Here is a 23295-nt window from a genome sequence, read left to right as displayed (position 1 = left end):
ACCAGCACAGTCGCGGTCGCAGCGGCCCCCGGGCGACGGGCTATCCTGGTCAGGTCATGACAACGCCCCACCCGAGCGCCTCCAACCGCAGTGATGCCACCCTGCGGTCCAGTGCGCCATCCCAGGTCTACCTCGATCACGCCGCGACGACGCCGATGCTGCCCGAGGCCATCGAGTCGATGACCGCGGTGCTCGCCACGGTGGGCAACGCGTCTTCGCTGCACGGCTCGGGCCGCGCGGCCCGCCGCCGGGTGGAGGAGGCGCGGGAGTCCATCGCGGCCGACCTGGGCGCACGGCCGTCGGAGGTCATCTTCACCTCCGGGGGTACCGAGAGCGACAACCTCGCCGTCAAGGGCATCTACTGGGCCCGCCGCGACGCCGACCCGCGACGCCGCAGGATCATCGCGGGCGCCGTGGAGCACCACGCCGTGCTCGACGCGGTCGAGTGGCTGGTGGAGCACGAGGGCGCCGAGGTGACGTGGCTGCCGGTGGACCGGCACGGCCGCATCGACCCCGATGCGTTGCGCGTCGAGCTGGCCGCGAGCGCCGACGAGGTCGCGCTCGTCACCGTCATGTGGGCGAACAACGAGGTCGGCTCGATCATGTCGATCGCCGAACTCGCCGCCGTCGCCACCGAGTTCGGGGTCCCGATCCACAGCGACGCGGTGCAGGCCGTTGCGCAGCTGCCGGTGGACTTCGCGGCCAGCGGGCTCTCCGCCCTGAGCATCGCCGCGCACAAGTTCGGTGGGCCGCAGGGCGCAGGCGCGTTGCTGCTCGGCCGTCAGGTGCGGTGCGTGCCGCTGCTGCACGGCGGCGGCCACGAGCGCGACCTTCGTGCGGGCACCCTGGACACCGCCGCGGTGGTGTCGATGGCGACCGCGCTGCGGAAGACCGTGTCGGACATGGATTCCCGCTCCGTCGAGCTGATCAGGCTGCGCGAGCGGCTGATCGCCGGGGTCAGCGCTGCCGTGCCGACGGCGGTGCTGAACGGCCCGGCAGGCGATCAGCGACTGCCCGGCAATGCGCACTTCACCTTTCCCGGCTGCGAGGGTGATTCGCTGCTGATGCTGCTCGACGCGGCGGGGATCGAGTGCTCGACCGGGTCGGCGTGCACGGCCGGGGTCGCCAGCGCCAGTCACGTGCTCATCGCGATGGGCGTCGCCCCGACCGTCGCGCGCGGGTCGCTGCGGTTCTCGTTGGGACACACCTCGACCGATTCCGACGTCGATGCGTTGATCGCGGCGCTGCCGCAGGTGGTCGATCGGGCCAGGATGGCGGGCCTGGCGGGTGCCGGGGCCAGGGGAGGGGCACGCTGATGCGGGTACTGGCGGCGATGAGCGGCGGAGTGGACTCCGCGGTGGCGGCGGCGCGTGCGGTGGCCGCCGGACACGAGGTGGTTGGCGTGCACCTGGCGCTGTCCACCGCGCCGGGGACCCTGCGAACCGGATCGCGTGGCTGCTGCTCCAAGGAAGACGCCGGGGACGCGCGCCGCGCCGCCGACATCCTCGGGATCCCCTTCTATGTCTGGGATTTCGCGGATCGCTTCAAGGAAGACGTGATCGAGGACTTCATCGAGTCCTACGCCGCAGGCGAGACGCCGAACCCCTGCCTGCGCTGCAACGAGAAGATCAAGTTCGCCGCCCTCGCGGACCGCGCGATCGCGCTCGGTTTCGATGCTGTCGCGACGGGTCACTATGCGCGCATGGAGGACGGCGTGCTGCGCCGGGCCGTCGACGCGGACAAGGACCAGTCCTATGTCCTCGGCGTGCTCACCGCCGAGCAGCTCTCCCGGGCCATGTTCCCCGTCGGCGACACCCCGAAGCCGCAGATCCGCGCCGAGGCCGCCGAGCGCGGGCTCGCGGTCGCGGACAAGCCCGACAGCCACGACATCTGCTTCATCCCGTCCGGGGACACCCGGGCCTTCCTCGGCGCCAAGATCGGGATCCGGCCCGGCAAGGTCGTCGACGCGGACTCCGGTGAGGTGCTCGCCGATCACGAGGGCGTGCACGGCTTCACCATCGGTCAGCGCAAGGGACTGGGCGTGCAGGGCCCGGCGGCCGACGGCAAGCCGCGCTACGTCACCGCCATCGAACCCGAGACCGGCACCGTCACCGTCGGCTCGGCCGAGCGCCTACAGGTCTGGTCGATCGCGGCCGAGCGCGCGATCTGGACCTCCGGCGCGGCGCCGCAGGGACCGATCGAGTGCGTGGTGCAGGTCCGGGCGCACGGCGGACTGGCCGAGGCAGTGGTCGTGCCGGTCGACGGCGGACTGGACGTGCAGCTGCGCGAGCCGCTGACCGGCGTGGCCAGGGGGCAGGCGGTCGTGCTGTACCGGCCCGACCCCGCGGGCGACGAGGTCCTCGGCAGCGGCACCATCGTCGGTACCGGCACGGACCGTCGGTGACGGCACCGTCCATCCCGGTCGGCGTCGCGACCGGCGTCGGTTCCTGGCCCGGCACCGATCCGCGGGAGGCCGCCGCCATCGTGGTCGGCGAGCTTCCCGCGCTGCCGCACCTGGTCGAATTGCCCGACCGCGGCGTCGGCGCAGACATGATCGGCCGCGCGGCCGCGCTGCTGGTCGACATGCCGCTGGACACCTCCACCACCGCCTACCGGCTCGCGCAGCGGCCGGGTGCGGTGACGCGTCGGGCCCGCGACCTGCTCCGGCGTGACCTGGACGCGCTCGAGGAGGCCTGGGAGGTCGCCGGGCGCCGGGGCACCGATCAGCCGGTGAAGATCCAGTCGGTCGGGCCGCTGACGCTGGCCGCGCAGGTCGAGCTGTCCGGCGGACACCGCGTGCTCACCGACGCGGGCGCGCTGCGCGACCTCGCCGAATCGCTGGCCGAGGGGCTGACCGTGCACGTCGACGAGGTGGCCCGCAGGCTCGGCTCGCCCGTCGTGGTGCAGCTCGACGAGCCCGGATTGCCTGCGGTGCTGGCCGGTTCGCTGGCGGGCGTCTCGATCCTGCAGACCCCGCGCGCGATGCCCGAACCGGAGGCGCTCGCCGTACTCTCGTCGGTGATCGACCGGCTGGAGTCGCCGGTGCTGGTGCACTCCTGCGCCGCCGGTCTGCCGCTGAGGCTGTTGCGTCGCAGCGGGGCCGCGATGATCGGACTGGACCTGAGCGAGCTGACGGTCGCGGACCTCGACGGGGTCGGCGAACTGCTCGAGGACGGCCTCACGCTGGCCCTCGGGCTGGTGCCGACGCTGAGCGCCGAGCCCGCGCCCGGCTGGCGCGAACTCGCCGAGCCCGCGGTGACACTCGTCGACCGGCTGGGGTTCCCGCGGTCGGTCCTCGCCTCGCAGGTGACGGTGACGCCTCGATGCGGTCTCGCGGGCGCGAGCCCGGAGTGGGCGCGGACGGCGCTGCGTCGCGCCGCCGAGCTGACGAGGGCATTCGCGGACGGCGCCGAGTTCGACTGAACAGGACCCGCGGGCGCCCGCTCGAGCGGCGGCGTTGTCTGCCTCCTGCGATAACCTTCCGGCGTGGACGAGAACGCAGCCCAGGGGTCTGAACCAGCACTGTCAGCAGCGACCTCCGACGAACGCGAAGAATGGCAGCGGCTCGCGGAGGAGGTGCGCGAGCATCAGTTCCGCTACTACGTGCGGGACTCGCCGATCATCTCCGACGGTGAGTTCGACGCCCTGCTGAACCGGCTGATCGCGCTCGAAGAGGCGCGCCCCGATCTGCGCACCCCGGACTCGCCCACCCAGCTCGTCGGCGGCGGGTTCGCCACCGAGTTCACCGCGGTGGACCACCTCGAGCGAATGCTGAGCCTGGACAACGTCTTCGACGAGGAGGAGCTGCGCACCTGGGTGCGGCGGGTGGAAGCTGCAGTGTTGGATGGTCACTCCGCAGGCTCCGCGCCTGATGGCTCCGACCTGCACTACCTCTGCGAGGTGAAGATCGACGGCGTCGCGCTGAACCTGGTCTACGAGAACGGCAGGCTGGTGCGCGGCGCCACCCGCGGCGACGGCCGCACCGGCGAGGACGTCACCCTCAACGCGCGCACGATCGAGGAGATCCCGCACGTGCTGACGCCGAGCGAGGAGTTCCCGATCCCGTCGCTGCTCGAGGTGCGCGGCGAGGTGTTCTTCCGGCTCGAGGACTTCGAGGCCCTCAACGCCTCGCTGGTCGCGGAGGGCAAGGCGCCGTTCGCCAATCCCCGCAACTCGGCGGCCGGATCACTGCGGCAGAAGAACCCGGCGGTCACGGCCAAGCGCCGGCTCGGCATGATCTGCCACGGGCTCGGCCGGATCGAGGGCTTCGCACCGGCGTCCCAGCACGACGCCTACACCGCGCTGGCGGCCTGGGGGCTGCCCGTCTCCACGCACACCGCGCGCGTCCGCGGCGTCGATGAGGTCGTGGCGAGGGTCGCCTACTGGGACGAGCACCGCCACGACGTGGAACACGAGATCGACGGCCTGGTGGTCAAGGTCGACGAGATGGCGCTGCATCGGCGGCTCGGTTCCACCTCACGGGCTCCGCGCTGGGCCATCGCGTACAAGTATCCGCCGGAGGAGGCCACCACCCGGTTGCTCGACATCCGGGTCAGCGTCGGCCGGACCGGCCGGGTCACCCCGTTCGCCTACATGGAGCCGGTGACGGTTGCCGGATCGACCGTCTCGCTCGCGACGCTGCACAACGGGTCGGAGGTCAAGCGCAAGGGTGTGCTGATCGGCGACATGGTGGTCATCCGGAAGGCGGGCGAGGTCATCCCCGAGGTGCTCGGCCCCGTGGTCGATGTGCGCACCGGGGACGAGCGTGAGTTCGTGATGCCCACACACTGCCCCGAGTGCGGCACCGAGCTGGCGCCCGCCAAGGAGGGCGACGCGGACATTCGGTGCCCGAACCAGCGGTCCTGCCCGGCGCAGTTGCGGGAGAGGGTCTTTCACGTGTCGGGGCGTGGTGCCTTCGACATCGAGGTGCTCGGCTACGAGGCGGCGACCGAGCTGCTCAAGTCGGGGGTGATCGCCGACGAGGGAGACCTGTTCTCGCTCACCGCCGACGACCTGATGAAGACCTCGCTGTTCACCACCAAGGCGGGCGCGCTGTCGGCGAACGGGCGCAGGCTCCTCGACAACCTGCACTCGGCCAAGGAAAAGCCGCTGTGGCGGGTGCTGGTGGCGCTGTCCATCCGGCACGTCGGGCCCACCGCGGCCCGGGCGCTGGCCTCCGAATTCGGCAGCCTCGAGCGGATCGAGAACGCCTCGGTGGAGGAACTGGCGGCCGTGGACGGCGTCGGAGGCACCATCGCCGCCGCGGTCGTCGAATGGTTTGCGGTGGACTGGCATCGCGAGATCGTCGCAAAGTGGCGCGCCGCCGGGGTGTCGATGGAGGACGCTCGCGACGAGTCGATCGAGCGCAACCTCGAGGGCCTGTCGATCGTGGTCACCGGCTCGCTCGTCGGGTTCACCCGCGACGGCGCCAAGGAGGCGATCCTGATCCGCGGCGGTAAGGCCGCCGGGTCGGTGTCGAAGAAGACCGCGTTCGTGGTGGTGGGCGAGGCCCCGGGTTCCAAGCACGACAAGGCGATCGAGCTCGGGGTGCCGGTGCTCGACGAGGACGGGTTCCGGCTGCTGCTCGAGCGCGGCCCGGACGCGGTGACGCCTGCAGGCGGGGAAGGCGACGCCGACACCGCCGGATAGCCCGCACATCGGGAGGACGACATGGGCGCGTTGATCTACTCGTCGATCTGTTCGCTCGACGGATACGTCGCGGACCGCGACGGCAATTTCGACTGGGCCATGCCGGACGAGGAAGTGCACGGTTTCGTCAACGGCCGCGAGCGACCGATCGGCACCTACCTCTACGGGCGCCGCATGTACGAGGTGATGGCCGGCTGGGAGTTCATCGCCGGCGACGCGGGCCCGCCTGCAGCGGATGACTTCGCTGAGCTGTGGCGGGCCGCCGACAAGATCGTGTACTCCACCACCCTGCAGGCGGTCTCGACCTCCCGCACCCGGCTCGAGCGGGAGTTCGATCCCGCGGCGATCCGAGCGTTGAAGGCGTCCTCGCCCGGCGACCTGTCGATCGGCGGCCCTGGGCTCGCTGCCAGCGCGATCCGGGCGGGACTCGTCGACGAGTGGCAGCTGTATCTCGTCCCGGCCGTGGTGGGCGGCGGCACCCCGGCGCTGCCCGCGGACGTTCGGCTCGACCTGCGGCTCGTCGACGAGCGTCGGTTCGAGGGCGGGACGGTGTTCCTGCACTACCGAACGCGGTAGCAATCACCCCCGACAGGCGGGGCTTCCAGGAAAGGCAGGCACACCGAGCCGGCAACCGACATCGGTGACGGCTTCCATCCGCTCGACCGGATTCCCGACCTCCAAGGCCGGCAACAGCCCATCGAGCACGAGTGCGTTCTTGGTCGAAGGCGTGGTGGCCTGGGCATCGAGGGTTCCGCGGATCCGTGCGAATTCGACGAGCTCGTCGTAGACCATTGACAGCGCCGCTTTCGTGGTCTGGTCCTCCGACTCGAGCCCGGCGAAATCCACACCGGTCTCGTACTCGTGGCGGACCGCGTGCGGGCCCTGGTCACAGGTGGGCTTGTTCAGATCGATGCGAAACTCCGGCCGGTCCGGCGACGGCGCGCTGATCGTGCCGGCGTCGGTGCAGGCATGGTGTGAGATGCGATCACCGAGGGCGTGGATGTAGATGCCGATCCTCGCGTTCCACGAGTCGGCGCCGATCCAGGAGTCGAATTGCGATGAGGACACCCCGTCGGAGATGACCTGCTCTCCGGTGACGTTGGTGAACGGGATCGCGACCGGGGTCTCCACGCTGTACACGCCGTTGATCTGCGCCGGCTCCGGGTCCGCGTAACAGGCTGCGCCAGTGGCATAGTCGCCGTCGGCCGAGCGAGTGGTGAAGCCTCCCGTGCACAACGGGGCGCTGCCGCCCGGCCCGGCCATGGCCCACCGCCGCACGTGCGTGAGCATGACCTCGTGCGCGGGATCATCGACGTCGGGTCGCATCCCGTCGGGCTCGGGATCCAGCGGTCCCCGCATCGTCGGGAGGAAATGGAAGAGGAACCCGCCGGTGGCGAAATGCGTGCGCACGAGACCGCCGATGTCCTTGGTGGTCAACGCGGCGGCGTCGGCGACGAGTTGGCCGTTCACGTCTCGTGGCGCGAAGGTGCCCAGGTCTGTCGCCTCGTCGTACGCCGCGATCCAATACGCATCCCGCTCCGAGAAGCCGACGGTGCGGGCGATGATGTAGGTCGAGTCGGAATGCACGAGGCTGCGTCCGCCGAGCGGCTGACGCAACGTGTACCCGTAGCGAACGAACGCCTCGAGTCCGCACAGCGGCCCGTTCGGATCGTCGAGCGGACACGACTGCGGCAAGGGCGCACAGTTGTGCGGCGGGGCGCCGCCCTCGGAGTAGCAGATGTCCTCGGCGAAACCGTGCGCCTGCGGGGGAGCGACAACAAACGCTGCGGCGGCCAGCGCCAGCGCCACCGTGGCCGATCTCCGAATGTGTCCATTCATCGACAAGCGCCTTTCCGGTCGCCGCGTTCATCCAGGCTAGCATCGGCGCAGCGGCTTCGGAGCTCGTTTCCGCAGGTCGGAGCGATGGCCGCGGCACGGGACTTGAGTCTCCCGCAGGGGGAGACGCGAGAGTGGGGACATGGACGACGACGCGCTCTTCTCGATCGGTGACCTGGCCAGGCGAACCGGACTGACGGTCAAGGTCATTCGGTTCTATGCGGATCGGGGGATCGTGCCTGCGACCGGCCGCAGCCCGGGCGGCTACCGGCTCTACGACGTCGACTCGGTCGCACGACTGGACCTCGTGCGGACGCTGCGCGAGCTGGGACTGGACCTGGCCACGATCAAGGGCGTCGTGGACCGCCAGACCTCCCTGCCCGAGGTCGCGGCGGCGCACGCGGAGGCACTGGCGGCGCAGATCCGGACGCTGCGCCTGCGGCGGACGGTCTTGTCGGTGGTCGCCAAGCGCGGCTCCGGCCCGGAGGAGATGAGGCTCGTGCACAAGCTGGCCAAGCTGTCCGAGACCGAACGGCGCAGCCTGATAGGCGATTTCCTCGACCACGCCTTCGGCGGGCTGGACGGCGATCCCGCGTTCGAGGGGATGATGCGCTCGATGACCCCCGAACTGCCCGACGATCCCGAGGCCGAACAGGTCGAGGCGTGGGTGGAACTGGCCGAGCTGTCCTGGGATCCGGACTTTCGCGCCGTCATGCGGGAGATGGCGAGCGGCCACGCAGACGACCGCGCACACGACGGCTCCGCGGGCGTGCGCCGCGAGATCGTCGCGCTCGTCCGTGACCACGCCGAGCCGATGCTGGCCGCCGGCATCGACCCGGCCTCGTCCGCGGCCGACCCGGTGGTGGCGGAGGTGACCGCGGAATACTCCCGGCTGCGCGGCAATTCCGACGACGACGTCGCGCTTCGGCGGCGGCTGCTGTCGCGGCTGGAGGCCGCGAACGACCCGCGCCGGGAGCGCTATCTTCGGTTGCTCGCCGTGGTCAACGGATGGGCAGTGCCCGACAGCTCGGCGGCCGCGCTCGACTGGTTCGTGCGGGCCCTGCGCGCCCGGCTGCCGGGGTAGGAGTGGCAGGGCGGTCAGGCGGAGCGGTCCGCATCGTCGGGGTGCAGCGCCTTGGGTAGGTAGGCCGCGCCCGGTCCGTAGCTCGCGGCGGCGTCGCCCGGGTTCGACAGCGCGCAGGTCTTGAGGGACAGGCACCCACAGCCGATGCAGGAGTCGAGTCCGTCGCGCAGCGCGATCAGGGCGTCGATCTGCTCGTTGAGCCTGCTGCGCCAACTCTGCGAGAGTCTCGTCCAGTCGGCCCTGGTCGGGGCGCGCCCGTCCGGCAGCTGCGCGAGCGCCTCGGCCACCTCGTCGAGGCTGAGCCCGATGCTCCTGGCGGCGCGGACGAACGCGATCCTGCGGAGCACGCTGCGCTGATAGCGCCGTTGGTTGCCCGACGTCCTGCTCGACGCGATCAGTCCCTGGTCCTCGTAGTACCTCAGTGCGGACGGGGCCAAGCCGCTGCGCCGCGCCACCTCGCCGACGGTCAGCAGATCCGTGGTGCGCATCGCGAGTTCCTCACCTGCGGTCCTTGACATCAAGTGAACTTGAGCTTTCAGGATGGTCCCAGAAGTCACCGGACGCAAGGAGCACTGATGAACGACACCAGCACGGCGTTGATCACCGGCGGATCGGCCGGCCTGGGCAGGGCGGTGGCACTCGCGCTGGCCGAACGGGGCTGGCAGGTGATCATCACCGGCCGCAACGCGGCGCCACTCGAACGGGTCGCGGCCAAGGCGAACGGGATCACCACCTGCCAGGGCGATGTCACCGATGCAGGCCACAGAGAACGGCTCCGCGGGGAGATCGCCTCCCGCGGGCGGTTGGACCTGCTGCTCAACAACGCCAGTGCACTCGGACCCAGCCCGATGCCGACGCTCGCACGGTACCCCGAGGCCGAGCTGACGACAGTGTTCGCGACGAACGTGCTCGCGCCGTTGGCGTTGATCTCCGCGCTGCTCGAACCGGTGAGCCGTGCGGGAGGTGCGATCGTGAACGTGTCGTCGGACGCGGCGGTCGAGGCCTATGCGGGGTGGGGCGGATACGGTGCGGCGAAGGCCGCCCTCGATCACGCGACGGCGGTGCTCGCGGTGGAGCATCCGCGGCTCTCGGTGTACGCGTTCGACCCGGGTGACATGCGCACCGCGATGCACCAGGCGGCATTCCCGGGCGAGGACATCTCCGACCGGCCCGAACCCGAGACGGTGGTGCCCGCGCTGTTGCGGCTCCTCGACACCCGACCGGCGAGCGGCCGCTATCGCGCGGCGAACCTGCTGACCACGGCGGCGTCGTCGTGACCGAGGTGAGGGTCGCGACCGCGGCCGGACCCGACTTCGTGCTGCCGGATCGGCTGGAGGCGAGCGGCCCGCCGGAGAGCCGCGGGCAGCTGCGGGACACCGTGCGCCTGTTGGTGGCCGAGGGGCAGCGGGTGGAACACGCCCGTTTCCATGAGCTGCCGAGATATCTGCGCGCCGGCGACGTAGTGATTGTGAACACGTCGGCCACCCTCGCCGCCGCCGTCGACGGCACGGTCGACGGTGTGGGCCGGGTGGTCGTGCATTTCTCCACGCCGCTCGACGACGGCGCCTGGGTGGTTGAAGTGCGTGCGCCGGGTCCGGTCACCGGGCCGCTCGGTGCCGCCGCTGCGGGCATGCGCATTCGCCTTCCGCTCGGCGCGCAGGCAACGCTGCGGGAACCCTGGCCGCGGACGTCGATCAGGCTGTGGCGCGCGGAGATCGACGGCGTCGCGGACGTCCCGCGGGATCTGCTCGCTGTCGCCGGCCGGCCGATCACCTACGCGTACGTGCGGGAACGGTGGCCGCTGCCGTATTACCAGACCATCTTCGGGAAGGACCGGGGGAGCGCGGAGATGGCCAGCGCGGCAAGGCCTTTCACGCACGCGATGATCACCGAGCTGGCCGTGTCCGGGGTGGTGGTCGCGCCGATCCTGCTGCACACGTCGGTCTCGTCGGCCGAACCAGGAGAGCAGCCGATCCCCGAGCGGTATGAGCTGCCGGAGTGGACCGCCCGGTTGATCAACGACCGGCGCGCGGCGGGCGGCCGGGTCATCGCGGTCGGCACCACGGTGACCCGTGCGCTCGAAACCGGGGCCACCAAGCGCGGGACGGCCGTGGCAGGGGCCGGCTGGACGGACCTGGTGTTGAGCGCGCGGCGGCCCGCCCGGGTGGTGGACGGACTGATCACGGGCTGGCATGCCCCCGGCGCGTCGCACCTGATGCTGCTCGAGTCCGTGGTGGGCACCGCGGCGGTGCGCCGGGCCTACGAGGCCGCGCTCGAGGAGGGATACCTGTGGCACGAGTTCGGCGACAGCGCGTTGCTGCTGCGGGCATAAGGCCTGCTCGCGCCCCTCACGTCGACCCTGGTCGGGGGGTGAGGTTGTTCACAATCGGCCCGCGCGCGTGACCGGATCTCACGAAAGTCCTGCGATAGTGACGCCATGATCGAGATTCGCCCCGCAACACCCGCCGACTTCGACACCATCGGCGAGCTGACCGTCGATGTCTACGTCGACGGTGGATTCGTGCCGGACACGAGCGCGTACGTGGACCGCCTGCGCGATACCGCGGCCCGCGCGGAGCACGCCGAGGTCGTGGTGGCCGTCGCAGGCGACGAGATCGTCGGTTCGCTGACGATCGCCGAGCCCGGCACCCCCTTCGCCGACGTCGCGGAGCCGGGCGAACTGGAGTTCCGGATGCTCGCGGTCGCGCCGACCGCCCGCGGCAAAGGTGTGGGCTCGGCGCTGGTGAAGCACGTCCTGGACGAGGCCTACGATCGCGGGCTCGCGCGCGTGGTGATCTCGACGGAGGCCGACATGGTCGATGCCCGCCGTATCTACGATCGCAACGATTTCGTCCCCGCGCCCCAGCGCGACTGGGAGCCGATGCCGGGCGTCGCGCTCACCGTGCTGGTGCGCGAGTTCGTCTGAGCCGGCGGGGCGACCCCGGACTAGCTGAGCACGGTCGCCACGATGCCGGCCAGGTAGCCGAGCCGGGCGATCTCGGACGGCCGGAACTCCGGTCCGCCCGGGCGGCCGAGCAGCAGCGCCTGGTCGGAATGCCCGAGGGGGGCCGCCGCGAGCGTGGTGTTCATGTCCTTCCACACCGTCGGCACCCAGTCGTCCTCGCCGTCGAGGACCGTCGGTTTGGCCAGCGGCATCCACGGCGCCTCCCCGGCATGGGTTTCGGGGGCTCCCGAGCTGCCGACCACCCGATACGTCCCGCGCGAGCCGATGCCGATCACCGTCGCCCAGCCGACCCGCAGCACGCGCGGGGCGCCGTCCACCAGGACCTGGAGCCGGTCGTCGGTGGCCGTGGCGACCTGATCGATCAGCTCCAGTTCCCGGTGGGTGTCGAGGATTCCGGTGTAGGGCCGGATCGAGTCGACGCGCACGCCCGCGAGCTGCTCCGCTGCGGTCAGCAGGGTGTCGGGCAACGAGCCGTGCGCCACGTCGACGACGAGATCGTCGACCGCGTACCCGGCGCCCCGCTCGACCACGTCGAGCGAGAGGATGTCGGCTCCGACCGAGCCGAGCGCGACGGCCAGCGAGCCCAGGCTTCCTGGACGATCGGGGAGCTGGACACGCAGGAGATACGACACGGGGCGTTCCTTCTATTGCGGGTGGTCGGGGAACGGTGGGTTCGCCGTGACCCCATCCTTGCACCGTTGGCGGTCCGCGTGTTGCCCGGACGTGTCCGCGAATTCGCCGCTGCCCGTCGGACTCCCAGCTCGCCGCGGTTCGGTGACACGGCCGACATGTGATCGTTCCGCCGCGGAAATGAAGTCGCATCGCGCGCCGGGGCGCGTCCGGCCCCGGCTCTGGCTGTGGCGACCGGGCGGCGACGCTCTAGGCTAGGGGCCGATCGCTGTCTCCGACCTGAAAGGGGCCCACGCGGTGCCTGCCATCTCCCGTGACGAGGTCGCCCACCTCGCCCGGCTGTCCCGGCTCGCGCTGTCCGACGCCGAACTCGACGAGTTCGCCGGTCAGCTCGATTCGATCCTCAGCCATGTCAAGACGGTGGCCGAGGTCGCCACGGACGATGTGCCGCCCTCCGCGAACCCCAATGCGATCACCAACGTGACCCGCCCGGATGTCATCGTTCCCGGACTCACCCCCGAGCAGGCGCTCTCCGGCGCGCCCGCCGTCGAGCAGGACCGTTTCGCCGTGCCGCAGATCCTGGGGGAAGAGCAGTGACCACCGACCTGACCGCGTTGGACGCCTCCGTCCTCGCCTCGAAGATCCATGCCCGCGAGGTGTCCTCCGTCGAGGTCACCCAGGCGCACCTGGACCGCATCGCCGCGGTCGACGGCGAGATCAATGCCTTCCTGCACGTTGCGGGGGAGCAGGCGCTGAGCGCCGCCAAGTCCGTGGACGACGCCATCGGTTCCGGCCAGGCGCCCGCCTCCGCGCTTGCCGGTGTCCCGCTCGCGCTGAAGGACGTGTTCACCACCACGGACATGCCCACCACCTGTGGATCGAAGATCCTCGATGGCTGGGTGTCGCCGTACGACGCGACGCTGACCACCAAGCTGCGCGAGGCCGGCATCCCGGTGCTGGGCAAGACCAACATGGACGAGTTCGCGATGGGTTCGTCCACCGAGAACTCGGCCTACGGGCCCACCCGCAACCCGTGGGACACCACCAGGATCCCGGGTGGCTCCGGCGGCGGCTCGGCCGCGGCGCTCGCCTCCAACCAGGCACCGCTGGCCATCGGCACGGACACCGGCGGATCGATCCGTCAGCCCGCGGCCGTGACCGCCACCGTCGGTACCAAGCCCACCTACGGCACGGTGTCCCGGTTCGGTCTGGTCGCGTGCGCGTCCTCGCTGGACCAGGGCGGCCCGTGTGGCCGCAGCGTCCTCGACACCGCGCTCCTGCACGAGGTCATCGCCGGCCACGACCCGCGCGACTCCACCTCGGTGAACGCGCCGGTCCGTCCCGTGGTCGAGGCCGCCCGTCATGGCGCGAGCGGCGACCTCAAGGGCGTGCGCGTCGGCGTCGTCAAGGAATTGCACTCGGAGAGTTACCAGCCCGGCGTCATCGCCTCCTTTGACGCGGCCGTCGCGCAGCTCACCGAGCTCGGTGCCGAGGTCGTCGAGGTCTCCTGCCCGAACTTCCTGCACGCGCTCGCGGCCTACTACCTGATCCTGCCGAGCGAGGTCTCCTCGAACCTGGCGCGCTTCGACGCGATGCGGTACGGCATGCGGGTCGACGACGGCAACATGAGCGCCGACCAGGTGATGGCCGCGACCCGGGCCGCCGGATTCGGCAAGGAGGTCAAGCGCCGCATCATGATCGGCACCTACGCGCTGTCCTCCGGCTACTACGACGCCTACTACGGCTCGGCGCTGAAGGTCCGCACGCTCATCGCACGCGACTTCGACAAGGCCTACGAGTCGGTCGACGTGCTGGTCTCGCCGACCAGCCCCTTCACCCCGTGGAAGCTGGGGGAGAAGGTCAACGATCCGCTCGCGATGTACCTCTCCGACCTGTGCACCCTGCCGACCAACCTGGCCGGACACTGCGCGATGTCGGTGCCCTCGGGCCTGTCCGCGGACGACGGGCTGCCCGTCGGCCTGCAGATCATGGCCCCGGCGATGGCCGACGAGCGGCTGTACCGGGTGGGCGCGGCCTACGAGGCTGCGCGCGGACCTGTCGTGCGCTGACGTTCGTCGCGCGCTCACGAACGGGCGGTTATCGGTTCGGCCACCAGGCCGATGTCCCGATAACCGCCCGTTCGGCGCTTTCCTGCCGGGTCAGCCGGAGAACCACCGGCGACGTCGGGCGGCCGCGAATTCCGCCTTCTCCCGGGCCAACTCGAGCGATGGCGCGACGAACGGCGCGACGGGCGCCGGACCCGAGAGGAAGTCCGCGTCCACCTTGCCGACCAGGCCGCCACCGAACTCGATGTGGCAGGCGCCCCGGCCGCGGTACTTCACCTCGGGCCGCGGTTCTGATCGCACCCTCGCGGCGATGACCGGGGCGACCGTGCGGGCGGCGTCCTCGGCGAACACCCCGGCCCGGGGGACCGGTGCGTCCGCGCAGTCTCCGATGGCGTAGACGCCAGGGAAGGGCGTGGCGAGCGTGCGCTGGTCGACGGCGACCCAGCCGTCCGTTCCGCCCTCCGTCAGGCCGGAGGCCTCGACGACGGCAGGCACCCGGTGTGCCGGGATCCCGATGAACAGGTCGTAATCGAGTTCCGCGGCACGCGTGCGGGCGCGGTGCGCCGTCGGGTCGAGCGCGTGGACCAGGCGTCCCGGCGAGTAGTCGATGCCGCGTTCCGCGAGCGCCTCGACGAGGGCGGTCGAAGTTCCCGCCGACACCGGGATCGGCGAATCCATCGGGCTGAGCACGTGGATGCCCGTCCGCTCGCGCAGTCCGCGCCGGACCAGTTCCTCGTGCAGGAGCAGGGCGCCCTCATAGGGTGCGGGCGGGCACTTGAACGGGACGCTCAGGATGCCGAGCAACACCCTGCCGCCGGTGAACTCGTCGAGCCGGGCACGCAGCCGGCCGACGCCCTCGACCGAGTAGAACTCGTGCCCGTCCTCCACGAACCCCGGGGTCGCGCCGGGCTCATAGTCGGCGCCGAGCGCGACCACCAGGGTGTCCGGCTCGTACTCGGATCGGTCGGTGATCACCCGGCGGTTTCTCGGATCGATCGAGGTGACGATCTCCCGCCGGAACTCGACGCCCGGCCGGGTGAGCTCGCGGTACGGAATCCGGACCGATTCTTCGGTCGCGCCCTTGAAGAGGAGGTCCATCTTCGCGAACCCGAACATGAACGAGTCGCTCTGGTCGACGAGCACGATGCGGGCCTCGTCGGCAACCGATTCGGACAGACACGCGGCCAGTTCGAGTCCTCCGAACCCGGCGCCGAGGATCAGCACGGTGTGCATCCATCAAGGCTCCCCCCGCCGGGGGCGCCGGGGCAAGGGTGCGAGCGCTACGGCCAGACGAACTCGGCATCCGCCTCGTAGTCCGCGCGGCGGGCGGCCAGGGCCATGTTCACCATCTGATGGGCGCCGGTGCCGATGATCTGGCGCACCGGCGGGTGCGGGTTGTCCACCAGCGTGAGGAGGGCGGCGGCCGCCTCCGCGGGCGGGGCGTCGATCCACTCGGGGTCGGTGTCCTCCGGCTCCGCCTGCGGTGGGGCGCTCGGGTCCGGATACGCCGCGGTCCCCAGGACGGCGACGCGGGTCTCGTCGTAGGCGGTGTTCGCGGCCGCGAATCTCATGCTCGAGCCCGCCCAGTCGGTGTCGAAGCCGCCGAGTTGCGCCATCGTCACCGAGATCCCGAACGGGCGGAGCTCCTCGGCTGCGGAGGCGCTGAACCCCTCGAGGGCCCACTTGCTCGCGTTGTAGAGGCCGAAGGTCGGCATCGCGCCGACCGCACCGACGCTGGAGATCTGGATGATGTGTCCCGATCCCTGCGCCCGCAGTTGCGGTATCACGGCCTGGGTAACCCACAGGGCGCCAAAGAAATTCGTCTCCATCTGATCCCTGGCCTGGTCCTCAGTGATCTCTTCGACGGCTCCCATCAGTCCGTAGCCGGCGTTGTTGACGACGACGTCGATCCGTCCGAACCGGTCGACGGCTCGCGCGACGGCCTCGGCGGCGGCGTCGCGATCGGTCACGTCCAGTTGCAGCGCGGCCACGCGCTCCGGGTGGGCGGCCTCGAGGTCACGGAGGGTCGTCGCGTCGCGGGCGGTGGCGACCACCCGATCGCCTGCATCGAGCGCGGCGGTGGCGAAGGCGCGTCCGAGTCCGCGTCCGGCGCCGGTGATGAACCAGGTGCGGGGTTCGGTGGTGAGAATCGTGGCCTCCTCGGGTCCGTACGAGACGGTGCGTCTCGTTAACCCACTGTGGCATCGCAACGAGGGTGTGTCAAGACGCAACGTCTCGTCTCGCTGCTACGGTGGGCGAATGACATCCGAGCCCAAGGTCCCGCCGACGCGGCGCAGCGAGCGCGCCCGGTCGGCGATCCTCACCGCCACCGCGGAGCTGGTCTTCGAGGTGCCCTACGGCCGGCTGACGATCGAGGCGATCGCGGCGCGCGCGGGCGTGGGCAAGCAGACGATCTACCGCTGGTGGCCGACCAAGGGGGCGGTGCTGTTCGACGCGCTGCTGGAGCTGTCCGCCGGTCCGGACGGGGTCGCCCTGCCCGACACCGGCGACCTGCGTGCGGATCTCGGGCTGTTCCTGCGCGCCACCGTCGCGGAGATGACCGAACCGCGCTTCGATGCCTTCCTCCGCGCGGTCATGATCGAGATCCAGTCGGATCCGGACCTCGCCGAGATCTACCGCGATCGGCTGCTCGCGCCGCAGCGCGAGGCGATTCGCGAGCGGCTCCGGGTCGCGGCCCTGTCCGGCGCGATCCGGCCGGATGTCGACCTGGAGGTCGCGGTCGACCTGCTGGTCGGGCCCGTCCAAACCCGCTGGGCGCTCGGGCTGGGAGGCCTGACCGAGGGGTATGCGGATGCGCTGCTCGAGCTGGTGCTGTCGGCGGTGCGCCCGAGCTGATTGCCCGCAGGCGGATCCGTCTGGAACCTCGAGAAGGCTGAGCCGCTAGTCCAGAATCACGGGTACCGGCGCACGGGACCGTGGTGGTCGAGCACCGCCGACACCGGCTACTGGTCCTGATCGGCCAAGGTCGAGAAGGCCAGCAGCAACGCTTGATCGAGACTGGCGGGCCGGGCGCGAGACACCTGGCCCGCCCCGAAGGGGAGGGGAGAGGCATGGCGGAGCACCGCACGCACGAGCCGGATGTGGATCCGGAAATCGACTATGTCGAAATGGATCTGGACCCAGAAGCACACCTGCTGTGCGCGGCCCTGTGGTCCCGCGACGAAACGACCCTGCGATTCCTGTTCACCCACATGCGGGAAGACGACTTCGAGAACCCCTTCTACCGCCCGATCTTCACAGCGATCGGCGACGCACTCGCAGCCAGTCAGCCGCACGACCCGACAATCATCGCGGCCAGCTTCACCCAGGCGGGACGGGACAAGATCCCCACCGCCGTTCACAACGCTCTGCGCACCGTCCTGACCCTGGGAAGCTCGACCGCCTCAGTGGGGCAATACGCGGCCAGCGTCGTCGCCGCCAGCTCCCGCCGCAGCTACTTCCGCCTCGCGGCCGCCATGCAGCTCGCGGCCGAAGAAGCATCCGAGGATGAGCTGTTCCCGATCCTGGTCGAGCACGGCACGCGGCAGCGCGACGAACTCCAGCGCCTCAACACCATCCGCAACGGCCCGGACAACGACCACCGCGAGGACTAGTCACGGGAGGGGGAGGGGAGACCTCAGGGACGCCACCGCCGTGCGCCATCGACCAGAGGCCGCCCGCAGCATCTACTTCGCTGCGCGGGCGGCCTTTTCCCTGTCCACGTAGTTGTAGATCCCCTTCACGCTGAGGTCGTACATGCGCTGCAGCTCGGCGATCTTGAACTTCCCGGACTGGTGGTCGTCAAACAGCTTGCTCTGCTGCTCGGGGGAGAGCTTGAGCACGCGGCCCCGGTACTTCCCCTGCTCCTTGGCCTTGGCCACACCGCCCGAGGTCCGCAACCGGATCAGCCCGGAATCGAACTCGGCGAACGTCGTGCGGAGCATGTCGAACACCTTCCGCCCGACAGGGTCCCCGACGTCGTACGTCTGTCCATCAAACGACAGCTTCACGCCCCGGTCCTCGAGCTCGGCGACCGTGTGGCTCAGATCAGCCACCGACCACGCGAGACGCTCCAGCTTCGTGACGACCAGGGTGTCGCCGACCGACAACCCGGCGAGCGCGGCAGGCAACCCCTCACGTTCACGGTCGGTGCCGGTCAACCCGTGATCGACGAAGATCCGGTCCGCCGGCACACCGAGCTCGACGAGGGCCGCACGTTGCTCGCGTTCGTCATCGCCCTCGGCGGCGCACCGCGCGTATCCAGTGAACATGCTTACACGATACCCAAATAGCCAGGTTTTCAAATACAACACTCGGCGGCGTGGGTGCCCGGTACGACCAAAAGGGACCGCCACCGCCTCAGTGAGGTGGTGGCGGTCCCTTCGGGCGGGCCTTCCTGCGGGACGATGACCAAACTGCCAACGCCCTTGTTTAGATTCGGGGTCTTTGCGGCGACCAACGAGACACCGGATCCGGTGAACAGCTCGATACTGGTCGGCCGGCCGTCGACGTGCATGAGATGAGTCTGCGCATTCAGGCCGGTAGTCGCCCTGACTTCCACCGTAGTGCCGCAGCCCCGGGGTCGCGAGCTGGCCCTGCGGCGCGAAATGGAACGTGAGGAACCCGGGCCGTGCCGGGTTGGTCTCCAACCGCACCGGGATCGTGCCCGAGCACGCACCGCTGTTCGAGAACGTCCAGGTATCCGGACCCATGCCGACCCACTGCAACGGCACGTCGGCCGACGCTGTCGGTGCGGCACACAGAGCAACTCCCGCGGCGATGCCTACTGCGGCGGCCGCGCTCCCAACGGTGCGGACAGCTGTCTTGTGAAACGTCATGCGTCCCCTCTATTGGATGTCTCCCCCGAACCGCGCAGCAGGCAGCGAACTGTGCCGACAGCGTGAGCGTGATTGCTTCGTAGAGAATCGGCGCCAGCCGCTGAGGGCAGTGATCGGGGCGGTTAGAAGGGGCCGAAACGCATCAATTTCGTTGGGGAAGAGTCGAACTCGGATTCGGTGGCGGAAGCCGCGCCGCTGTGTCTCGGGCGTCCGATGGACCGCGGTCAGCTGAAACGGGTTGGTCAGGTCCTCGGGCAGCTGCCATAGTTCCGTCTCCTGGATCACTCAAGCGCAAGGAATCACCGTAGGGTGGAGCGTTTTCCACCCTACGGTGATGGTTTTCCGTGACGGCTCCGAGGAGATTTGTAGATATCGACTTGAACGGGCATTCCCCGCGTTACCAAAGGGGCACCCCGACATCACCTTTACAAAATGGGGGACACCATGGCATTCGGAGACGGCATCCGGCGAAACGTAGCAACAGTCGACCCCGACGAGCGTCGGTTGCTGCGTGACGCACTCATCGAACTGAGCCGCCGCTACTTCGAGGGCAGCCGAGACGATCAGATTCCCGGTCACGTGAGCTGGTGGTTCAAGCAGGACGAGATCCATAAAGCCACTCACGTGCACGGCGGCCCGGAGTTTCTTCCGTGGCACCGCGAGATCGTCAATCGCCTCGAGGAGATGCTACGGCGGATCAATCCGCTGCTGTCTCTGCACTACTGGGACTGGACGCAGGACCCGCGAAGCATCCGGAACGCCAACCTCGGTGGCGGAGCGACCGGCCGGCTCAACCTGTTCACCGATGACTTCATGGGCTACGGCGGCTCCACGCCCGCTCCGATCGGCGAGCCGTGGCTGAAGGCCGGCTACTACGTTCCGGGCGCCCGCCACCACCGCGACGCTACGAACAATCCGGCCGACCCGCCGCGGTCTGTGAACCGGTCGGTCTCCGGTTCCCCCGAGCCCGACGACGCGGCGATCCTCAGGGCTCGCGATTATGCGGACATGCGGCGAGTGCTGGAGGAGGCGCACGGCAGGATGCACGGGTTTGTCAATATGGGCCACCAACATATTTCGTTCCGCGATCCGTTCGTGTTCTTGTTGCACTCGAACGTCGATCGGCTGTGGGCGCGCTGGCAAACCGACCCCGCACACCGAGAGCGGCTCAACCCAGCCACCCTCTATGGATCCGAACGCAACGACGCCCGCCTCAACAGCAACATCCAACCGTGGTCAGGCGGAGTCGGCGTCCGGCCGTGGGCGGCGCCCGAGAATCTCGGCGATCCGCACACCTACAAGCACCCCTCGGTTGTCTACCCTCCCAGCTACGACACCAACCTGGGAATCGATCCGCCACGTGGATCCTGCACGATCCAGCAGAAGAGCAATCACCGCTTCCTGGACGCCTATACATCCGTGGACAAGGACTTTGCGGTCGTCACGCGCACCGCGCAGGACGACGACAGTCAGCGATGGATGCTCATGCCGATCGGTGCCCTATGCACGATTCAGCAGAAGAGCAACGACCGCTTCCTGGATGCCCATGAATCCTTGGAGAAGGACTTCGCGGCGGTGACCCGCCCCGCACAAAACAACGACACCCAACGCTGGGTGTTCTGGCGAACCTCTGACGATGTCAACGCTGTCACGATCCAACAGGTGAGCAGCGGCCGGTTCCTGGACGCCCACGTGGTGTCGTCGCGCGACTTCACGGCGGTGACCCGCCCCGCGCAGACCGGCGACGGCCAGCGCTGGACTCTGCTTTTTCACTCAGGCGGGTCGTACTCATTGCAGCAGAAGAGCAGCGGCCGGTTCCTGGACGCCCACGAGGTGTCGTCGCGCGACTTCACGGCGGTAACCCGCCCCGCTCAGACCGACGACACCCAACGCTGGACCTTCAATCAGGTGGGTTTCGTGTATGGCATCCAGCACCAGCACAACAACCGCTTCCTGGACGCCCACACATCCGCGGAGAAGGACTTTGCGGTGGTGACACGAGCCAGGCAGGACCACGACAGCCAGCGATGGGTGGTTCTGCCGCTCAGCAGCGACACCTTCACGATCCAGCAGCTGAGCATCGGCCGCTTCGTCGATGCCTACACATCCTCGACACGCGATTTCTCCGTCGTCACAGTCGAACCGGTGTTGCGGATCGACGACACTCAACGTTGGGTGATCCGGGGAATGCCACCCCTGTGACACGAAGTAGCAATTCGTCACAGGCAATTTATGATTCCAGGCCAATTATGGCGGATTAGTGTAATCGAGCCCTCTGAACAAGGGCTTACGTGGCCACCTCGTGGTGCCTGCCACGGGCGAATGATCGAGATTTTGGCTAAACCCCGACCCGGATCGAGCTACCGAACTGGCGCAACGATCCACTGATTATCCGAGACCGACCAATCGTATTCCGTCAACCCGGAAAGACTCGCTTCCTTTGGAAGTAAAAGTATAGGGTCCTCCGACGTTCCGAATTCCGCGACTTTATTTTCACCGTTCTCTGAATATTCAACCCGTATGGAACATTCATACAGATATCCCTCCTCGCCCTCGAAATCCAGGGTGAGCGTTTCCGCGGCAGATTCATCGACCCTAAACGACGAGGGTGGCAGTGGGCCGATGATTCCACCATTTGGACCGCCTCGTTCAAGGATGGGCACTGACGACCTATCCATTTCAATCCTTAGGGTATGCGGATCAAATCCAGCGCCGCCGTATCCACACCGAATACGCGCAGAGCCCCCAGTCGGTTTCTTGGCCAGCACATCAGTCGTCAGTCGGACAATCGAGATCGGCGACGTGCTGGAAGCTGTTACTTCCAGCTCCATCGACGACCCTCCAATCGGCGCTATTGAGCTCTCCCTGAACCACTCCTGCCACCTGTCGCAATGGTAGTTAAAAGATCCGCCACTGAAGTCTGGTGGAGGGTTACCTAGAGATGGGAGCTTCCCATTCGTGGGGTAGTAAGAAATTATCGTCGACGAGGCCACAAGGTCTAATTTTCCGCTTTCTGCGGGGGGTTCCGGTGGACGAACGTATGCGAGCACGGTGAACACGATCCCGATAACAACACCGATCAGACCCACAACCTCAGCGACATGCTTCCAATTCCGGCCGGATGAACTTCTCGCGGACTTCCCATCCGGGTAAGTGAGATTCCCGGCCGTTGCGACCGGTCCAGGGAAGTGCTGAAGGGGCATACTATGCGCTGGCCAGGATGGATATACGACTCGACGGTCGCGAACTTGTCCCTGCTGGTCACAAATTACGACCTCGCCTCCGCCTGCATTCGCTACTTCCGCGACGGCTGCGTCCACTGCTTTCTGAAGGCTCTGGTGCACCGAAAGTGGGGGCGTCTGCAACCTCTGGCGAATCGCCCAGGTACCCCCACCCCAGCTGTCCACAATGCGACTAATTGGCATTGCCTGCGCCTCTAGATGGCTTGTATGCCGCATCTGCGAGCGCGAGTTGTGCAGGGACGAAGATTCCCACACATCTAAGGCACCAGCAGCGTTCAACCACCCGAACCGGCTCCTCCCGCAGTTGCTGATCTCCTAGCGGCGGCAAATCACCTATCTAGATCATGACCGACCACCCGGTCTAAATCGAGTCCGTTCGGGCGGGAACTTCCGGCGCTCCGAAAATGGTGGTTCGTGGTCGGGTCCTTGGTGTCGCGGAATCGGAGGTTTCCTGGACACGAATTGGGGCAGGGGAGTGGCGGCCAGCGACCAGCGCCTCACGTGTCCCAAATACGTGTCTCAATGCTGCTGTCCCGAAACCTGGTGCTGTCGGTGAGTTCTGGGACACTCGCGGCCGTGAGCGCACTGTTGGGCTACGCCCGGGTCTCGACCGCCGACCAGAACCTCGACCTCCAGACGGACGCTCTCAGCGCCGCCGGGTGCTTTCGGGTGTGGTCCGACACCTCATCGGGCGCAAAGACTGACCGGCCCGAGCTCGCCGCCGCGATGGATGCGCTCCGGCCGGGAGACACCCTCGTCGTGTGGCGGCTCGACCGCCTGGGCCGCAGCCTCCCGCATCTGATCGAGACCGTCACCGCGCTCGAGCAGCGTGGGTGGCCTTCCGCTCGCTGACCGAGGCCATCGACACATCGACCGCCGGCGGGAAGCTGATCTTCCACATCTTCGGTGCTCTGGCCGATTTCTCAGTTATCTCGACACGCCGGGATTCCGGCCTCCTTGAGTTGGGGGTCGCTGCCTGATGCAG

The 23295-nt window shown here is 68.8% G+C and carries 21 protein-coding genes and 2 pseudogenes; 15 read left to right on the top strand and 8 right to left on the bottom strand.

Annotated elements, in window-relative coordinates:
- Positions 1-56 precede the first annotated feature (56 nt).
- From FCG67_RS01445 to FCG67_RS01425, 5 genes are all read left to right on the top strand, one after another.
- Positions 57-1316: a cysteine desulfurase family protein gene (locus FCG67_RS01445; RefSeq protein ID WP_136906482.1), complete on the top strand. Its 1260-nt coding sequence runs from the start codon at positions 57-59 to the stop codon at positions 1314-1316.
- A complete protein-coding gene (gene mnmA / locus FCG67_RS01440) occupies positions 1316-2404 on the top strand; it encodes a tRNA 2-thiouridine(34) synthase MnmA (protein ID WP_136906480.1) in 1089 nt (362 codons plus the stop codon). Before FCG67_RS01445 ends, mnmA begins: the two co-directional genes overlap by 1 nt.
- Positions 2401-3423: a methionine synthase gene (locus tag FCG67_RS01435; RefSeq protein WP_136906478.1), complete on the top strand. Its 1023-nt coding sequence runs from the start codon at positions 2401-2403 to the stop codon at positions 3421-3423. The genes mnmA and FCG67_RS01435 overlap by 4 nt, the downstream gene beginning before the upstream one ends.
- A gap of 63 nt (positions 3424-3486) precedes the next feature.
- The gene (gene ligA / locus FCG67_RS01430) at positions 3487-5649 is read left to right on the top strand and encodes an NAD-dependent DNA ligase LigA (RefSeq protein ID WP_246044730.1); all 2163 of its coding nucleotides are present in this window, start codon (positions 3487-3489) and stop codon (positions 5647-5649) included.
- 21 nt (positions 5650-5670) lie between these two features.
- Positions 5671-6225, top strand: coding sequence for a dihydrofolate reductase family protein (locus FCG67_RS01425; RefSeq protein ID WP_136906476.1), 555 nt, complete (start codon positions 5671-5673; stop codon positions 6223-6225).
- Positions 6226-6228: 3 nt separating this feature from the next.
- On the opposite strand, the gene FCG67_RS01420 is transcribed toward FCG67_RS01425, so the two are convergent.
- Positions 6229-7488, bottom strand: coding sequence for a hypothetical protein (locus tag FCG67_RS01420; protein WP_136906474.1), 1260 nt, complete (start codon positions 7486-7488; stop codon positions 6229-6231).
- A 139-nt stretch (positions 7489-7627) separates the two neighbouring features.
- On the opposite strand from FCG67_RS01420, the gene FCG67_RS01415 reads away from it, so the two are divergent.
- Entirely contained in the window at positions 7628-8569 is a 942-nt protein-coding gene (locus tag FCG67_RS01415) for a MerR family transcriptional regulator (RefSeq protein WP_136906472.1), read from the top strand.
- A gap of 14 nt (positions 8570-8583) precedes the next feature.
- On the opposite strand, the gene soxR is transcribed toward FCG67_RS01415, so the two are convergent.
- Positions 8584-9087: a redox-sensitive transcriptional activator SoxR gene (gene soxR, locus FCG67_RS01410; RefSeq protein ID WP_281282310.1), complete on the bottom strand. Its 504-nt coding sequence runs from the start codon at positions 9085-9087 to the stop codon at positions 8584-8586.
- 57 nt (positions 9088-9144) lie between these two features.
- Between soxR and FCG67_RS01405 the strand changes: the two genes are divergently transcribed.
- The 3 genes from FCG67_RS01405 (at position 9145) to FCG67_RS01395 (ending at position 11495) form a co-directional block, all read left to right on the top strand.
- Positions 9145-9846: an SDR family NAD(P)-dependent oxidoreductase gene (locus FCG67_RS01405; RefSeq protein WP_136906470.1), complete on the top strand. Its 702-nt coding sequence runs from the start codon at positions 9145-9147 to the stop codon at positions 9844-9846.
- The gene (locus FCG67_RS01400; RefSeq protein WP_136906468.1) at positions 9843-10901 is read left to right on the top strand and encodes an S-adenosylmethionine:tRNA ribosyltransferase-isomerase; all 1059 of its coding nucleotides are present in this window, start codon (positions 9843-9845) and stop codon (positions 10899-10901) included. Before FCG67_RS01405 ends, FCG67_RS01400 begins: the two co-directional genes overlap by 4 nt.
- Positions 10902-11006: 105 nt before the next feature.
- The gene (locus tag FCG67_RS01395) at positions 11007-11495 is read left to right on the top strand and encodes a GNAT family N-acetyltransferase (RefSeq protein ID WP_136906466.1); all 489 of its coding nucleotides are present in this window, start codon (positions 11007-11009) and stop codon (positions 11493-11495) included.
- 20 nt (positions 11496-11515) lie between these two features.
- Here the strand turns inward: FCG67_RS01395 and FCG67_RS01390 are convergent, their stop codons facing one another.
- Positions 11516-12166 carry an ACT domain-containing protein gene (locus FCG67_RS01390; RefSeq protein ID WP_136906464.1) on the bottom strand — a complete coding sequence of 217 codons (651 nt, stop codon included), beginning with the start codon at positions 12164-12166 and terminating at the stop codon, positions 11516-11518.
- Between the two features lie 295 nt (positions 12167-12461).
- Here FCG67_RS01390 and gatC point away from each other — a divergent pair, with 295 nt between their 5' ends.
- Positions 12462-12761, top strand: a complete 300-nt coding sequence (gatC, locus tag FCG67_RS01385; protein WP_027499190.1) for an Asp-tRNA(Asn)/Glu-tRNA(Gln) amidotransferase subunit GatC — start codon at positions 12462-12464, stop codon at positions 12759-12761.
- Entirely contained in the window at positions 12758-14233 is a 1476-nt protein-coding gene (gene gatA, locus FCG67_RS01380) for an Asp-tRNA(Asn)/Glu-tRNA(Gln) amidotransferase subunit GatA (RefSeq protein WP_136906462.1), read from the top strand. The genes gatC and gatA overlap by 4 nt, the downstream gene beginning before the upstream one ends.
- A 90-nt stretch (positions 14234-14323) precedes the next feature.
- Here gatA and FCG67_RS01375 read toward each other — a convergent pair whose 3' ends face one another.
- Both FCG67_RS01375 and FCG67_RS01370 read right to left on the bottom strand, forming a co-directional pair.
- Positions 14324-15463, bottom strand: coding sequence for an NAD(P)/FAD-dependent oxidoreductase (locus FCG67_RS01375; RefSeq protein WP_136906460.1), 1140 nt, complete (start codon positions 15461-15463; stop codon positions 14324-14326).
- A gap of 47 nt (positions 15464-15510) precedes the next feature.
- Positions 15511-16380 (bottom strand): SDR family NAD(P)-dependent oxidoreductase, encoded by an 870-nt coding sequence (locus FCG67_RS01370; protein WP_136907124.1) that lies wholly within the window; start codon positions 16378-16380, stop codon positions 15511-15513.
- A 109-nt stretch (positions 16381-16489) separates the two neighbouring features.
- Between FCG67_RS01370 and FCG67_RS01365 the strand changes: the two genes are divergently transcribed.
- Both FCG67_RS01365 and FCG67_RS01360 read left to right on the top strand, forming a co-directional pair.
- Positions 16490-17086, top strand: coding sequence for a TetR/AcrR family transcriptional regulator (locus FCG67_RS01365; RefSeq protein ID WP_136906458.1), 597 nt, complete (start codon positions 16490-16492; stop codon positions 17084-17086).
- A gap of 215 nt (positions 17087-17301) precedes the next feature.
- Positions 17302-17844: a DnaB-like helicase N-terminal domain-containing protein gene (locus FCG67_RS01360; protein WP_136906456.1), complete on the top strand. Its 543-nt coding sequence runs from the start codon at positions 17302-17304 to the stop codon at positions 17842-17844.
- 72 nt (positions 17845-17916) lie between these two features.
- Here the strand turns inward: FCG67_RS01360 and FCG67_RS01355 are convergent, their stop codons facing one another.
- Complete coding sequence (locus FCG67_RS01355; RefSeq protein ID WP_136906454.1) at positions 17917-18501, bottom strand: recombinase family protein; 585 nt, start codon at positions 18499-18501, stop codon at positions 17917-17919.
- Positions 18502-19512: 1011 nt separating this feature from the next.
- On the opposite strand from FCG67_RS01355, the gene FCG67_RS01350 reads away from it, so the two are divergent.
- The gene (locus FCG67_RS01350; RefSeq protein ID WP_136906453.1) at positions 19513-21270 is read left to right on the top strand and encodes an RICIN domain-containing protein; all 1758 of its coding nucleotides are present in this window, start codon (positions 19513-19515) and stop codon (positions 21268-21270) included.
- A gap of 158 nt (positions 21271-21428) precedes the next feature.
- On the opposite strand, the gene FCG67_RS25300 is transcribed toward FCG67_RS01350, so the two are convergent.
- Positions 21429-21899: a hypothetical protein gene (locus tag FCG67_RS25300; RefSeq protein WP_246044727.1), complete on the bottom strand. Its 471-nt coding sequence runs from the start codon at positions 21897-21899 to the stop codon at positions 21429-21431.
- Between the two features lie 414 nt (positions 21900-22313).
- A pseudogene (locus tag FCG67_RS25670) lies at positions 22314-22493 on the bottom strand (DUF2188 domain-containing protein); the annotation flags it as partial.
- A 393-nt stretch (positions 22494-22886) separates the two neighbouring features.
- Between FCG67_RS25670 and FCG67_RS01340 the strand changes: the two are divergent.
- Positions 22887-23266, top strand: a pseudogene (locus FCG67_RS01340) (recombinase family protein); the annotation flags it as partial.
- Positions 23267-23295: the final 29 nt, after the last annotated feature.

It is taken from the genome of Rhodococcus oryzae (assembly GCF_005049235.1).
GTDB classification, from domain to species: Bacteria; Actinomycetota; Actinomycetes; order Mycobacteriales; family Mycobacteriaceae; genus Rhodococcus_G; species Rhodococcus_G oryzae.
This window is presented reverse-complemented; position numbering and strand designations above follow the sequence as displayed.

Excerpts from the sequence above, each read along its gene's own strand:
- FCG67_RS01355 (WP_136906454.1), bottom strand. The coding sequence starts at position 18,501 with ATGTTCACTGGATACGCGCGGTGCGCCGCCGAGGGCGATGACGAACGC.
- FCG67_RS01420 (WP_136906474.1), bottom strand. The coding sequence starts at position 7,488 with ATGAATGGACACATTCGGAGATCGGCCACGGTGGCGCTGGCGCTGGCC.
- FCG67_RS01350 (WP_136906453.1), top strand. The coding sequence starts at position 19,513 with ATGGCATTCGGAGACGGCATCCGGCGAAACGTAGCAACAGTCGACCCC.
- FCG67_RS25300 (WP_246044727.1), bottom strand. The coding sequence starts at position 21,899 with ATGGAGCTGGAAGTAACAGCTTCCAGCACGTCGCCGATCTCGATTGTC.
- FCG67_RS01360 (WP_136906456.1), top strand. The coding sequence starts at position 17,302 with ATGGCGGAGCACCGCACGCACGAGCCGGATGTGGATCCGGAAATCGAC.
- FCG67_RS01365 (WP_136906458.1), top strand. The coding sequence starts at position 16,490 with ATGACATCCGAGCCCAAGGTCCCGCCGACGCGGCGCAGCGAGCGCGCC.
- soxR (WP_281282310.1), bottom strand. The coding sequence starts at position 9,087 with ATGTCAAGGACCGCAGGTGAGGAACTCGCGATGCGCACCACGGATCTG.
- FCG67_RS01415 (WP_136906472.1), top strand. The coding sequence starts at position 7,628 with ATGGACGACGACGCGCTCTTCTCGATCGGTGACCTGGCCAGGCGAACC.
- FCG67_RS01425 (WP_136906476.1), top strand. The coding sequence starts at position 5,671 with ATGGGCGCGTTGATCTACTCGTCGATCTGTTCGCTCGACGGATACGTC.
- mnmA (WP_136906480.1), top strand. The coding sequence starts at position 1,316 with ATGCGGGTACTGGCGGCGATGAGCGGCGGAGTGGACTCCGCGGTGGCG.
- FCG67_RS01405 (WP_136906470.1), top strand. The coding sequence starts at position 9,145 with ATGAACGACACCAGCACGGCGTTGATCACCGGCGGATCGGCCGGCCTG.
- FCG67_RS01375 (WP_136906460.1), bottom strand. The coding sequence starts at position 15,463 with ATGCACACCGTGCTGATCCTCGGCGCCGGGTTCGGAGGACTCGAACTG.
- FCG67_RS01445 (WP_136906482.1), top strand. The coding sequence starts at position 57 with ATGACAACGCCCCACCCGAGCGCCTCCAACCGCAGTGATGCCACCCTG.
- FCG67_RS01395 (WP_136906466.1), top strand. The coding sequence starts at position 11,007 with ATGATCGAGATTCGCCCCGCAACACCCGCCGACTTCGACACCATCGGC.